The 15112-nt window shown below is 75.5% G+C and carries 2 protein-coding genes; both read left to right on the top strand.

The genetic code is table 11. The features are described from left to right. Positions 1 to 74 precede the first annotated feature (74 nt). Entirely contained in the window at positions 75 to 341 is a 267-nt protein-coding gene (locus ACZ51D_RS01980) for a hypothetical protein (RefSeq protein ID WP_465619252.1), read from the top strand. 393 nt (positions 342 to 734) lie between these two features. Beyond that, on the top strand, positions 735 to 15098 hold the full coding sequence (locus ACZ51D_RS01975; protein ID WP_465660828.1) for a type I polyketide synthase: 14364 nt from the start codon (positions 735 to 737) through the stop codon (positions 15096 to 15098). Positions 15099 to 15112 lie beyond the last annotated feature (14 nt).

The raw sequence follows: 15112 nt of genomic DNA, 5'->3' as shown, positions 1-15112 counted from the left end.
TGAGCGTGTCCTTGCGGACGATGCCGCCGGGGTAGGCCTGCTCGACGAGCCGGCCGTCCGGACCGTACTTGGCGGTGAACTCGCCCGCCTTGCTGTCGCTCACCGACGTGAGCAGGCCGCGCGGTTCTTTGGAGGTTGGCGCCGAGCGCGTCGGCGGTGACCGAGGTCGCCTTCTTCAGCGTCCAGCCGGCGGTGCCGCCGATCGGCGCGCCGTAGCCGTTCTTGGTGACCCGCAGCTCCACGTCGTCGGCGTAGCCGTCGATGCGGGGGCCCTCCGGATCGTGGTGGTGGTCTTGGTGAGCTGTCCGGCGGTGTCGTACGCCGGCACGGAGCTGGTGTAGGCGATGCCGCCTGCCCCGTTGACGCAGCGGGTCGAGGTGGAGGGCTTGCCCTGGGTTCGTGGCGGCACTGGACGGGATCCGGCGGGAGCTGGGGGTGACGCGGACTCCGGGCCCGGAGTGGTCCGCCGGAACGGACGGTTGACCCGCCCCACGGTGCGCGCGCGGGCCTCCCGCTGCTCCGCGCCCCGCTCGCTCCCCGTGTCCGCGTCGTGTCGCGGCCTGCGCTATCGAGCTGCTATGCGACTTGGGCAAGATCGACCTCGCAGGTCCGGTGGCGGTACACGCCGGGCATGACGAAGGCGTCCCGGTCGGCGCGCGACCCGTGGGAGCGGGCCCCCCGCCACGGTCCGGCGACTGATGGTCCTGCTCGCCGTGAAGGAGTCCGAAGACACGATGGCGCACCCCGACGGTACCGAAGCACCGCTGCTGTGGACACTGGCAGGCAGCGGCAAGGAGTCGCTGGCGGCCGGCGCGCGCGGCCTGCACGCGTACCTGGCCGGTCGTGACGACTGGAGCCCCCAGGACATCGCATTCACCCTCGCGCGCACCGCTTCCGAGGGGAGCCGGCGGGCGGCACTGGTGGCGGACGGCCGCGACGGATTCCTGCGGCGGCTGGACGCGCTCGCCGACGGCAGGAGCATGCCCGGCCTGGTGGAGGGCGCCGCAGGGGCAGGCCGCCGGGTCGCCTTCGTGTTTCCCGGGCAGGGCGCGCAATGGCCCCGGATGGCGGTGGACCTGCTGGACACCTCCACGGTGTTCCGCGACCGGATGGACGCGTGCGCGCAGGCCCTGGAACCGTTCGTCGACTGGTCGCCGATCGACGTGCTCCGCGACCCGGACGCGCCGGGCGCACCCGCCGGGGACCGGGCCGACGTGGTGCAGCCCCTGCTGTTCGCCGTGACGGTGTCGCTCGCCGCGCTGTGGCGCTCCCACGGTGTGGAACCGGCCGCCGTGCTCGGGCACAGCGTCGGCGAGGTCACCGCCGCCGCGATCTGCGGCGCGCTGTCCCTGGACGACTGCGCGCGGGTGGTGGCCCTGTGGAGCCAGGCCCAGGCGACCCTGGCCGGGAAGGGGGACATGGTCTCCGTCATGGCCCCGGCGGGCGAGGTCGAGCCGCGGCTGCGCCGCTGGGACGGCCGCCTCGTCGTCGCCGCGCACAACGGGCCGCGGTCCGTGATCGTCTCCGGTGACCGCGACGCCGCGGCCGAACTCCTCGCCGACCTGGCCTCGGACGCGGTGCACGCACGGCGGATCGCGGTGGGCCTGGCGGCCCATTCCCCCCACATCGACGCGATCATCCCCCGGATGCGCGCCGACCTCGCACCGATCCGGCCCCGCACACCGCATCTGCCCTACTACTCCGGACTGACCGGGGGACGACTGGACGTCCCGGTACTGGACGCCGACTACTGGTGCCGCAACCTGCGCAACACGGTCAGGTTCCACCAGGCGACCGGGGCCCTGCTGCGGGACGGGCACGGCGTCCTGCTGGAGGTCAGCCCGCACACCGTGCTGACCTCCGCCCTCACGGACTGCGCGGAGGAACACGGTGCGCAGGCCACCGTCCTCGGGACGCTGCGCCGGGACCAGGGCGGTCCGGGCCGGTTCCTGACCTCGCTCGGTGACCTGTACGTGCGCGGTGTCACCCCGGACCGGGAAGCGCTGTTCGCCGGGCAGCACGCCCGGGTACGGGAACTGCCGGTGGCTGCCCTGACGGCGCTCGCGGAGCCCGGCCCGACGGACGCGAACGGGCCCGGCGGCGCGGGCGGTGACCGGGATGCCGGCACCGCGTTCCGCGTGGAGCTGGCCGGATCGGACGTACCGGAGCGGCGTGCCGCGCTGGCACGGCTGGTGGGCGAGGAGATCGCCGCGCTGACCGGGCGGTCCGATCCGGTCCCCGCCGACCTGGCCTTCCTCGACCTGGGATTCGACTCCGTCACCGCCGTGGAGCTGCGCAACCGGCTGAGCGCGGCGACGGCGCTGCGCATCCCGGCGACGGTTGTCTTCGACTGCCCGACCCCGGCGGCCCTGACCGCGTACCTCTGCGCCGAGATCAGCGGCGACCGGCCCGACAGGAACACGGACGCGGACGAGCCGGTGCGGCGGGCCGAGGACGACGACCCTGTGGTGATCGTCGGCATGGGCTGCCGCTACCCCGGCGGTGTCGGCAGCCCCGACGAACTCTGGGAGCTGGTGTCGGCAGGTGCCGACGCCGTCTCCGCGCTGCCCGACGACCGCGGTTGGGACACCGCCGGACGGTACGACCCCGTACCGGGGACGCCGGGCCGGTACTACCAGCGAGAGGCGGGTTCGCTCGCCGGCGCGGCCGGGTTCGACGCGGAGTTCTTCGGCATCTCGCCGCGCGAGGCGGCGGCGATGGACCCGCAGCAGCGGCTGTTGCTGGAGACGACCTGGGAAGTGCTGGAGCGGGCCGGGATCGACCCGGCCACCCTGCGGCGGACCCCGACGGGCGTCTACGTCGGGGCGATGACCATGGACTACGGGCCCCCTCTCGAACAGGGCGCCGACGAGGGCGGCCACCTGCTGACCGGCAACACCGGAAGCGTCGCGTCGGGCCGACTGGCCTACACCCTCGGTCTGGAGGGAGCGGCGGTCACCGTGGACACGGCGTGCTCGTCCTCGCTGGTGGCCCTGCACCTCGCGGTACGGGCGCTGCGGGCGGGCGAGTGCTCGCTGGCGCTGGCCGGCGGCGCGACCGTGATGTCCACGGTCGGCATGCTCGTGGAGTTCAGCCGTCAGGGCGGTCTGGCCCCGGACGGCCGCTGCAAGGCCTTCGCGGCAGCCGCCGACGGTTTCGGCCTGGCCGAGGGCGCGGGGATGCTGCTGGTGGAGCGGTTGTCGGATGCGCGGCGCAACGGGCATCCGGTGCTGGCGGTGATCCGTGGTTCGGCGGTGAATCAGGATGGTGCGAGCAATGGTCTGACGGCGCCGAACGGTCCGTCGCAGCAGCGGGTGATCCGTGCGGCGTTGGCGGATGCGGGGCTGACGGCGTCCGAGGTGGACGTGGTGGAGGCGCACGGTACGGGGACGCGGTTGGGTGACCCGATCGAGGCGCAGGCGCTGCTGGCGACGTACGGGCAGGACCGGCCCGCGGACCGGCCGGTGTGGATCGGCTCGCTGAAGTCCAACATCGGCCACTCCCAGGCCGCGGCGGGTGTGGGCGGCGTCATCAAGTCGGTGCTGGCGATGCGGCACGGGGTGATGCCGAAGACGCTGCACGTGGACGGTCCGACGCCCGAGGTGGACTGGTCCGCGGGGGCCGGCCGACTGCTGACGGAGGCCCGTGCGTGGGACGACACGGGCCGTCCGCGCCGGGCGGGGGTGTCCTCCTTCGGCATCAGCGGGACCAACGCTCACGTGATCCTGGAGTCTGCGCCGGCTGAGGACCCGGCCGGGGCGGTGGAGGGTGCCCGGCGTCCTGGGACGGTGGTGTGGCCGGTGTCGGCGCGCAGTGCGGAGGCTCTGCGGGCGCAGGCGGGGGCGTTGGTGGCACGGGTGGTGGCGGAGCCCGGGCTTGATATGGCGGACGTGGGTTATTCGCTGGCGGTGGGGCGTGCGTCCTTCGAGCACCGTGCGGTGGTGGTGGGCGGGGACCGGAGCGAGTTGCTCGGTGGGTTGAAGGCGCTGGCGGAGGGGCGTTTGGCACCGGGGTCGGTGCCCGGCGGCGGGTTGGTTTCCGGTCGGGTGGTGTTGGTGTTCCCGGGTCAGGGTTCGCAGTGGGTGGGGATGGCTGCGGAGTTGTCGGGTGAGTCGGAGGTGTTCGCGGGGCGGATGGCGGAGTGCGGGCGGGCTCTGGCGCCTTATGTGGACTGGTCGTTGGCGGAGGTGTTGGGTTCGGAAGCCCTGCTGGCGCGGGTCGATGTGGTGCAGCCGGTGTTGTGGGCCGTGATGGTGTCGCTGGCGGAGGTGTGGCGTTCGTTCGGTGTCGTTCCGGACGCTGTGGTGGGCCACTCCCAGGGCGAGGTCGCTGCGGCTTGTGTGGCGGGCGGTCTGAGTCTGGAGGACGGGGCTCGGGTGGTCGCGTTGCGTTCCCGTGCGGTGGGGGTGTTGGCGGGCCGTGGTGGCATGGCGTCGGTGCCTCTGCCGGTGGGTGTGGTGCGGGAGCGGATCGCCCCGTGGGCGGGGCGGTTGTCGGTGGCCGCGGTGAACGGCCCGTCGTCGACGGTGGTGTCGGGTGACGCGGACGCGGTGACGGCACTGGTCGACGGGCTGATGGGTGAGGGGGTGCGGGCGCGTGTGATCGAGGTCGACTACGCGTCGCATTCCGCGCATGTGGAGGAGATCCGCGAGCGGTTGCTCTCCGATCTGGCCGGCATCGTGCCTCGTTCCGGTGCCGTGCCGTTCTATTCGAGCGTGACGGGTGGCCTGTTGGACACGAAGGCCCTGGACGCGGAGTACTGGTACCGCAATCTGCGGGAGACCGTCGAGTTCGAGCAGACGACCTGCGGGCTCCTCGCGGCCGGGCACCGCGTCTTCATCGAGGCCGGCCCGCACCCGGTGTTGGGCGTGGCGGTGGGGGAGTCGGTGGAGGCCGCTGGTGTGGACGCCGCGGTGCTGGGGACGTTGCGGCGTGAGGAAGGTGGCCTGGCTCAGGTGCTGCGTGCGGTGGGCCGCGGGTGGGAGTGCGGACTGGAGGTGGACTGGTCGGGTGTGTTCCCGGAGGGCCGGCGGGTGGACCTGCCGACCTACGCCTTCCAGCGGCGGCGCTACTGGCTGACGGCCCCGGCCGCCGTCCCGGCCGCCCCCGCCGAAGACCGCTGGGACGACCTGGAACTACAGGACCCCGCCCAGCTCGCCGAAACCCTCGGGGTCGACCGTGAAGCCCTGGACGAAGTCCTGCCCGCCCTGGCGACCTGGCGCTCCGCCAGGAGCCGTGAACGGAGGGCGGGATCCTGGCGCTACCACGTTGCCTGGGCACCCCTGTCGGTCGCGCCGGCGGACGGCCTCCCCGGTCGCTGGCTCGCCCTGCGTCCCGAGGGCGACGACGCGGCGGCCGCCCTGGGCACGCTCGGCGAGGCCGGAGCCGACCTCCTCCCGTGCGTCGTCGCCGATCCGGGCGCGACCCGCGAACAAATGGCCGCTCTGCTCACGAAGACCGCCGGGGAGCAGCCGATCGCCGGCGTGCTGTCCCTGCTGTCCTGGGAGGAGCGCCCCCATCCCGAACACCCCGACCTGCCCGGTGGTCCGGCGCTGACCCTCGCCCTGGCCCAGGCGCTGGAGGACGCGGGTATCCACGCCCGGCTCTGGACGCTGACGAAGGGAACGGCGGTCCTGGGCGGTGCCGAACGGCCCGGACACGTCGGCCAGGCCGCGTCCGCCGCCCTGGGCCGGACGCTGGCACTGGAGCACCCGCATCGCCGGGGCGGTCTGATCGACCTGCCCGAGGTGCTGGACGTACGGGCCGCCCGCCGCTTGTGCGCGGTGCTCGCGGGAGCCATGGCCGATGAGGAACAGGTGGCGGTGCGCTCCACCGGGGTCCACGGACGCCGTCTCCGGCCCGCGTCGTCCGCGCAGCCGAAGGCCCGTACGGGTGGCGCGGACGACGCGGCCGTCCGGGTGCGGACGCGACCGCGATGGCAGGGCACGGTCCTCGTCACCGGTGGCACCGGTGGCGTCGGCTCGCACACGGCGCGCTGGCTCGCGGGCCAGGGCGCGGAGCGGCTGCTGCTGGTCAGCCGTCGCGGTGCCGACGCACCCGGTACGGACGCGCTGCGGGAGGAACTGACGGCGCTGGGCGCCGAAACGGCCTTCGCGGCCTGCGACGTCGCCGACCCGGCCGCACTGGCGGCGCTGCTCGCCGACATCCCGGCGCGATACCCGCTGTCCGCCGTCATCCACGCGGCGGGCGTCCTCGACGACGGTGTGCTCGACGCGCTGGACCCCGCGCGGCTCGCCGTGGTGCTGCGCGCCAAGCTGACCGCCGCACGGAACCTGCACGAGGCCACCGCGGGTCTCGACCTGTCGGCCTTCGTGGTGTTCTCGTCGGTGATGGGCGTCGTGGGCAACGCCGGGCAGGGCAACTACGCGGCCGCCAACGCGGCCGTCGACGCACTCGTCGCCGCCCGCCGGGCCGCCGGGCTGCCCGGCACGTCCGTGGCCTGGGGCGCCTGGGCCGGGCCGGGCATGCTGGCGGACGAGGTCGCCGCACGGCTGCGGGACTTCGGCATGCCGGTGATGGAGCCCGAAACGGCCGTCACCGCGATCGGCCGGGCACTCGCGGAGGACGACGAACTGGTCGTGGTCGCCGATGTCGACTGGAGGCGCTTCACCACGGGCAGGGGCCGGTGGACCGCCGCCCTCCTCCACGGGATACCGGACCCGGCTGCCGCGAGGCCCGTCCAGGACACCACCGCACCGTCGGCGGCCCGGGAAGGCGGCGACTCCGCCGACGCCCTGCGGCAGCAGATCGCCGTACTGCCGCGCCACGAGGACCGGGTCAGGACCCTCACCGAACTGGTACGCACCCACGCGGCGACGGTCCTGCGCCACCCCGACGTCGACACGGTCCAGCCCGGAAAGGCGTTCTCCGCGCTCGGCTTCGACTCGCTGACGGCGGTGGAGCTGCGCAACCGGCTCGCCGCCGTCACCGGACTGGCGCTGCCCGCCACCGTCCTGTTCGACCATCCCACACCGTCGGCACTGGCCGACCGGCTGCTCGCGGACCTGGACCTGCCGGACGCCGCGAGCGGCACCGCCGGGCCCGCCGGCTCCGTCGATGCCGGGGCGAGCCGGGCGGCGGCACCCGGCGGCAACGAGCCGATCGCGATCGTCGGCATGGGCTGCCGCTTCCCCGGCGGGGTCGCAGGGCCCGAGGACTTCTGGCACCTGCTCTCGAATGGCACCGACGCCGTCGGCGACTGGCCGTCGAACCGGGGCTGGGACACCGAGGGGCTGTACGACCCCGACCCCGACCACGCCGGCACCACGTACAGCAGGCAGGGCGGCTTCCTGCACGACGCCCCCGAGTTCGACGCGGAGTTCTTCGGCATCTCGCCGCGCGAGGCCCTCGCCATGGACCCGCAGCAGCGGCTGCTCCTGGAGACCGCCTGGGAGGCGGTCGAGGGCTCCGGGCAGGACCCGACCGCGCTGAAGGACCGGCAGGTCGGCGTCTACATCGGTACCAACGGCCAGGACTACTCCGCGCTGCTGCAGGGCGCCGAGGGCGTGTCCGAGGGCCATCTGCTGACCGGGAACACGGCCAGCGTGCTGTCCGGGCGGCTGTCCTACGTCCTCGGCCTCCAGGGACCCTCGCTCACCGTCGACACCGCGTGCTCCTCGTCGCTGGTGGCGCTCCACCTGGCCGTGCAGGCACTGCGGCGCGGCGACTGCGAGCAGGCCCTCGCGGGCGGGGTGACGGTGATGAGCACCCCGCGGCTCTTCGTGGAGTTCAGCCGTCAGCGCGGGCTCGCCGCCGACGGACGGTGCAAGGCGTTCTCGGCGGACGCGGACGGCACGGGCTGGGGCGAGGGCGCCGGAGTGCTGCTGCTGGAGCGCCACAGCGACGCCCTGCGCCACGGCCACCCCGTACTCGCGCTGGTCAGCGGCACCGCCGTGAACCAGGACGGCGCCAGCAACGGGCTCACCGCCCCCAACGGCCCGTCCCAGCAGCAGGTCATCCGCGCCGCGCTGGCCGACGCCGCGCTGCGCGCCGACCAGATCGACGCGATCGAGGCCCACGGCACCGGCACGAGGCTCGGCGACCCCATCGAAGCGCAGGCGCTCCAGGCCGTCCACGGGCCGGCGCGCCCGGCGGACCGGCCGCTGTGGCTCGGCTCCGTGAAGTCGAACATCGGGCACACCCAGGCGGCGGCCGGGGTGGCCGGAGTGATGAAGATGGTGCTGGCCATCCGCCACGGCGAACTGCCGGGAACCCTGCACGCCGGGACGCCGAACCCGCACGTCGACTGGTCCGACGGTGCCATCCGCCTGCTCACCGCGCACACCCCGTGGCCGGAGACCGGGAACCCACGCCGGGCAGGCGTGTCGTCGTTCGGCATCAGCGGCACCAACGTGCACGCGATCATCGAGCAGGCACCGGCCGTCGCGGTCGCGCCCGCCCCGGAGCGGACCGACACCTCGGCCGTGCCCGCCCCGGACACCGCCACGACGGCCACCGCGCGCCGGGCCGCCCCGCCCGTGCCGCTGCTGCTCTCGGCCGGCGCACCGGAGGCCCTGCGGGCACAGGCCGGCCGGCTGCTGAGCCGGCTCGATGCCGACCCGGACGCCGAACTGGCGGACGTCGCCTACTCGCTGGCCACGGGACGAGCCCCGCTCGAACACCGGGCCGCCGTCCTGGGACGGGACCGGGTATCCGTCCGACGCTCGCTCACCGCACTCGCGCGCGGCACAGCAGCGGGCCACCTGCTCACCGGAGGCGCCATACGCTCCGGCCGGACCGCCTTCCTCTTCCCGGGACAGGGCAGCCAGCGGCCCGGAGCCGGCGCGGAGCTCTACCGCGACGACCCGGTGTTCGCCGACGCCCTCGACGAGGTGCTGACCGGCCTGGACCCGCACCTCGACCTGCCCCTGCGCGACATCCTGTTCGCCGAGCCCGGAACCCCCGGTGCGGCGCTGCTCGACCGCACCCGGTACACCCAGCCCGCGTTGTTCGCCCTGGAGACGGCGCTGTTCCGGCTCGTGCAGCACTGGGGTGTGCGGCCCGACCTGCTGATGGGGCACTCCGTCGGCGAACTCGCCGCCGCCCACGCGGCGGGCGTGCTGGACCTGCCCGATGCCTGCGCGCTGGTAACGGCCCGGGGCCGGCTGATGGACGAACTGCCCGAGGGCGGGGCGATGGTGGCGGTGGAGGCCACCGAGGAGGAAGTACACCAGGCCCTGCTGGACGACCGCACCGGGCACCCCCTCCCGGAGACGGAAGCGGACCGGGACCCGGGCCGGGACGCGGTGGACATCGCCGCCGTCAACGGGCCCACCTCCGTGGTCCTGTCCGGTGACGCGGACGCGGTGCTGCGCCTGGCCGGGGCGTTCCGCTCCCGCGGACGGCGCACCCGCCGGCTGAGCGTGAGCCACGCGTTCCACTCCGCCCGGATGGACGGGATGCTCGACGCGTTCCGGGACGTGGCCGAGTCGCTGACCTACCACGCGCCCGGCATCGAGATCGTCTCCAACCTGACCGGGCGCACGGCCACGGCCGCGGAACTCCGTTCCCCCGAGCACTGGGTGCGCCACGTCCGGGGCACCGTGCGCTTCCTGGAAGGGGCCCGCCGGCTGCGGGCCGAGGGCGCGACGACGTACCTCGAACTCGGACCGGGCGGCGTGCTGTCCGGCATGCTTCACGCCTGCCTCCCCGACGCCACGCCCACCCCCGGCGGCCCCGGTACGGTGCCGCTGCTGCGCGACGGCCGCGGCGAGCCGGACGCGGTCCGCACCGCACTCGCCTCGCTGCACCTGCGCGGCGTGGCGGTGGACTGGTCGGCGGGCTGGAGCGGCACCGACGTGCGGCGGGTCGACCTGCCCACCTACGCCTTCCAGCGCAGGCGCTTCTGGCCGGTGGCCGCGCCGGACCCGGCCCCCGCCGCCCGGCGCTCCCGCCGGGAGACCGAGGTCCCCGTCGGCCCCCGCCGCTACCGCATCGCATGGGAGCCGCTCACCCCGCCCGCGGAGCCCCGCCTCTCCGGCCGCTGGCTGCTCGTCACCCCGGACGGACCCGGTGCCGAGGACACCGCACTCGCCTGCGAACAGGCGCTCGCCGGACACGGCGCCGACGTGGCCGTGATCCGGGTCGGGGCCGCCGCCGAACGCGCCGAACTGGCCTCGCTGCTCCCGGAGTTCGGCTCCTTGGAGGGCGTCCTGTCGCTGCTGGCCCTGGCCCAGGGCCCCCGCCCTGGCCTGCCGATGCTCGACGCCTGCCTGACCGGGACCCTGCTGCTGCTCCAGGCCCTGGGCGACAGCGGCATCGACGCACCCCTGTGGTGCGCCACCCGCGGCGCGGTGGCAGCCGACGGCACGGAGGAGGTCCGCCCCGAGCAGGCCCAGGTGTGGGGCCTGGGCCGGGTGGCGGCACTGGAGCACCCGCTGCGCTGGGGCGGCCTGGTCGACCTGCCGGACCTGCTGGACGGGCCCGCGCTGGACGGGCTGTGCGCGGTGCTGGCCGGACGGGACGGCGAGGACCAGGTGGCCGTACGCGCGCCGGCACCGTTGGGCCGTCGACTCGTCCCCGCGCCGGAGCCCGCGACACCCGCGCCCGCACCGTGGACGCCGCGCGGCACGGTCCTCGTCACCGGCGGCACCGGAGGCCTCGGCGCCCAGGTGGCGCGCTGGCTCGCGGAGCGCGGCGCGGAGCACCTCGTCCTCCTCGGCCGGCGGGGCCCCGAGGCCCCCGGCGCCGACGCGCTGGTCGACGCCCTGGCGGCGCTCGGCGCCCGGAGCACCCTGCTGGCCTGCGACGTCGCCGACCGCACCGCGCTGGAGCGGGTCCTGGGGCGGCTGCGCGACGAGGGCGACACCGTACGGGCCGTGGTGCACACCGCCGGACTCACCTCGGACACCGCGCTGATGGACTGCACGCCGGAGGAACTGGCCCGGCGGACGGCGGCCAAGACGTGCGGCGCGGCCCACCTCGACGCCCTGTTCGAAGACCGCCCGCTGGACGCCTTCGTGCTGTTCTCCTCGATCTCGGGCACCTGGGGCAGCGGCGGCCAGGGCGCCTACGCGGCAGCCAACGCCTACCTGGACGGCCTCGCCGCGGCGAGGCGCGGCCGGGGCCTGACGGCGACCTCGGTGGCCTGGGGCCCCTGGGCCGGAGCGGGCATGGCCGAGGGCGCGGTCGGCGACGGCCTGCGCCGCCACGGGCTGGTGCCGATGGCCCCGGCAGCGGCGCTCTCCTCGCTCGGCCTGGCGCTGACCCTGGACGAGGGCGAACCGGTCGTCGCCGAGCTGGACTGGAGCCGCTTCGCGCCGATCTTCGGCTCGGTCAGGGACAGTGCGCTGCTGCGCGGCCTGTCGGCCGCCCCGGAGCCCCGGGCGGCGGACGGCGACCCCGCGGACGCGGACACCTCCGCCGGGTCCGGACCCGGCACGGGCGGCGACCCGTCGTGGCTGCACCGGCTGCACCGACTGTCCGAGCCCGAGGGCCGCAAACTGCTGACGGAACTGGTGCGGAGCGAAGCGGCCGCCGTGCTGGGCCACGAGTCGGCCGCCGGCCTCATGGCCGACCGCCCGTTCCGCGAGCTGGGCTTCGACTCGCTCACCGCCGTCGAACTCCGCAACCGGCTGGTCGCGGCCACCGCTCTGCCGCTCGCGTTCACCACCGTCTTCGACCACCCGACGGCAGCCGCCCTCGCCGCCCACCTCTTCGCCGAGCTGAGCGGCACCGGACCGGACGCCCACGGCACGACCGGCACGGCAGCGACGGACTCCGCGGCCGCCGCCGGCGGCGCGGCCGGGCCCGCGGCGGCCGACGAACCCCTGGCGATCGTCTCGATGGCCTGCCGGTTCCCGGGCGGCGTCCGCTCGCCCGAGGACCTGTGGCAGCTGGTGGCCGACGGAGTGGACGCGGTCGCCGCGCTGCCCGCCGACCGCGGCTGGCCGCTGGACACCCTCTACGACCCGGACCCCCTGCACCCGGGCACCTTCTACACCACCGGCGGCGGATTCCTGGACGGCGCGGCCGAGTTCGACGCGGAGTTCTTCGGCATCTCCCCGCGCGAAGCACTGGCCATGGACCCGCAGCAGCGACTGCTCCTCGAAACCAGCTGGGAGGCACTGGAGCGGGCCGGACTCGACCCCGCGTCGGTCCGTGGCAGCGAGGGCGGCGTCTACGTCGGCGTCGCCGCCCAGGGCTACGGCACCGGCCCGCAGAACCCGTCCGACGAGATCGAGGGGCACCTCCTCAGCGGCACGGTCACCAGCGTCGCCTCCGGCCGCGTCGCCTACACCCTCGGACTCGGCGGCCCCGCCGTGACCGTGGAGACGGCCTGCTCGTCCTCGCTGGTGGCACTGCACCTGGCCGGCCAGGCACTGCGCGCCGGCGACTGCTCGTTCGCCCTGGTCGGCGGCGCCGCGGTGATGGCGAGCCCGGACGTCTTCGTCGAGTTCAGCCGTCAGCAGGGCCTGTCGCCCGACGGCCGCTGCCGCTCCTTCGCCGAAGGGGCGAACGGCACGGGCTGGGGCGAAGGGGTGGGCGTCCTGCTCGTGGAACGCCTCTCCGACGCGCGCCGCCTCGGACATCCGGTCCTCGCCCTCGTACGGGGCACCGCGGTGAACCAGGACGGTGCCAGCAACGGCCTCACCGCTCCGAGCGGCCCCGCGCAGCAGCGGGTGATCAGGACCGCGCTGGCCGCGGCAGGACTGTCCGGCGCCGATATCGACCTGGTCGAGGGGCACGGCACCGGCACCGTGCTCGGCGACCCCATCGAGGCGCAGGCCCTGCTGGCCACCTACGGCCAGGACCGGCCCGCCGACCGCCCGCTGTGGCTGGGATCGCTGAAGTCCAACATCGGGCACACCCAGGCCGCCGCCGGGGTCGCCGGCGTCATCAAGACGGTGCTCGCACTGCGCAACGGCGTGCTCCCCGGCACCCTGCACGCACAGGAGGCGTCCAGCCGGGTGGACTGGTCGGCCGGCGCGGTCCGGCTGCTCGCGGACGCCCGCCCCTGGGACGCCCCGGACGGGGACCGGCCGCGCCGGGCCGGCGTCTCCGCGTTCGGCATGAGCGGCACCAACGCCCACGCCGTCCTGGAGGAAGCATCCGCCGCCGACGCCGGCCCGCTGCCCGACTGCACGGACGGCGAACCCTCCGAGGACACCGGGACCACCGTTCCGTGGCTGCTCTCCGCCATGACCCCCGCGGCCCTGCGCCGACAGGCGCGCCGACTGGGCGAGCACCTGCGGGCCGGCCCCGACGGGGGCGCCGCCGCCCCGGCCCGTGCGCTCGCCACCACCCGCCCCGCCCTGCCCTTCCGGGCAGCAGTCCTCGGCCGCGACCGCGACGCGCTCCTCGGCCGGCTGGACGCCCTCGCGGCGGGCGAACCCGCGCCCGACGCCGTGCGGGACCGGGCGCGCGGCGGCCGTACGGTTTTCGTCTTCCCCGGCCAGGGCTCGCAGTGGGCCGGCATGGCCACGGCGGCGCTCGACGCCTCCGCGCCGTTCGCCGCCGCCATCGACGCCTGCGAACGGGCGCTCGCCCCGCACACCGACTGGTCCCTGACCGAGGTGCTGCGCGGCGCGCCCGGCGCGCCGACGCTCGACCGCGTGGACGTCGTCCAGCCGGCGCTCTTCGCCGTGATGGTCGCGCTGGCCGCGCACTGGCGCGACACCGGGGTCACCCCGGACGCGGTCGTCGGACACAGCCAGGGCGAGATCGCCGCCGCCCACGTCGCCGGAGCGCTGTCGCTCGACGACGCGGCCCTCGTGGTGGCGCGGCGCAGCCGGGCGCTGCTGAGGTTGGCGGGACGCGGCGGCATGGTGTCGGTCGCCGCCTCCGTCGAGCGGACCACGAGCCTGATGCCCGCCGGCGGACGCCTCTGCGTGGCCGCGGTGAACGGCCCCGACGCCGTGGTCGTCGCCGGGGAGCCCGAGGAGCTGGCCGCCCTGCTCGCGGCCTGCGACCGGGAAGGTGTGCGGGCCAAGGCGATCCCGGTGGACTACGCGGCCCACTCGGCCCAGGTCGCCGAGATCGAGGACGAACTGCGCGAAGCCTTCGCCGGGATACGCCCCCGCGCCTCGGCCGTCCCGCTCTACTCGACGGTGACCGGCGAACCCGTCGCCGGAGAATCGCTCGACGCCGCCTACTGGTACCGCAACCTGCGCGAGCCGGTCGACTTCGTCGGAGCGACCCGCGCCCTGCTCGACGCGGGCCACACCCTGCTCGTCGAGGTCAGCCCGCATCCGGTGCTGCTCGCCGGGATCGAGGCGGTGGCCGCGGCGGCCGGGCGGGAGGTGTCGGCGGTCGGCACGCTGCGGCGCGGCGACGGCGGCCGGGACCGGCTGCTGGCCTCACTGACCGAGGCGTGGGCGGCCGGCGGCGGCCCGGTGGACTGGTCGCCCTGGACGGGGGCCCCCGGGCCGGGCGGCCCGGCACCCGTCCTGCTGCCGACGTACCCCTTCCAGCGCGACCGGTACTGGCTGCCCACACCGGGCCGGACGGCCGCCGCGGCCACCACCGCGGCCACCACCGCGGTGCCGGCCGAGGACACTCCGCAGACCGCGGGCGACGAGGACGGCACCCCCGCCGTGCGACTGGCCGCCCGGCTGGCCCCGCTGGACCGGCAGGCACGCCGCCAAGCGGTGCTCGACCTGGTCGTCCGGCACGCGGCCGCGGTCCTCGGCCATTCCGGAACCGGTCCGGTGCGCCCGGAACGCGCCTTCTCCGAGATCGGCTTCGACTCGATGCTCGCGGTGCGGTTCAGGAACGCGCTGTGCGAGGCCACCGGGCTGGCCGTCCCGCCGACGGTCGTCTTCGACCACCCGACGCCAGAGGCGCTCGCCGCCCACCTGGACGCGGAGCTGTCCGCCGCGCCCGAACCGCCCTCGCCGCTGCTGGCCGAGCTGGACCGGCTGGCCGCGCTCCTCGCGGCCGTCCCGCCCGGAGCGGCCGACACCGACGGGGTCGGCGAACGACTGAACGAACTGCTGCACGGCTGGGGCCGGCGCGCCGGCGCACCGGGGGGCGAGGCACCACCGCCGGGACCGGTGGACGACAACGCCACCGCGATGGAAACGGCGACAGCGGACGAGCTGTTCGCCCTGCTCGACAACGACTTCGGAAACGCCTGAAAGAGAGCTGGCAC

The sequence above is a fragment of the Kitasatospora sp. NPDC033851 genome (assembly GCF_055576085.1).
Note: the sequence above shows the minus strand (reverse complement) of the source record. Positions and strands in the feature narration are given on the sequence as shown.

Excerpts from the sequence above, each read along its gene's own strand:
- ACZ51D_RS01975 (WP_465660828.1), top strand. The coding sequence starts at position 735 with ATGGCGCACCCCGACGGTACCGAAGCACCGCTGCTGTGGACACTGGCA.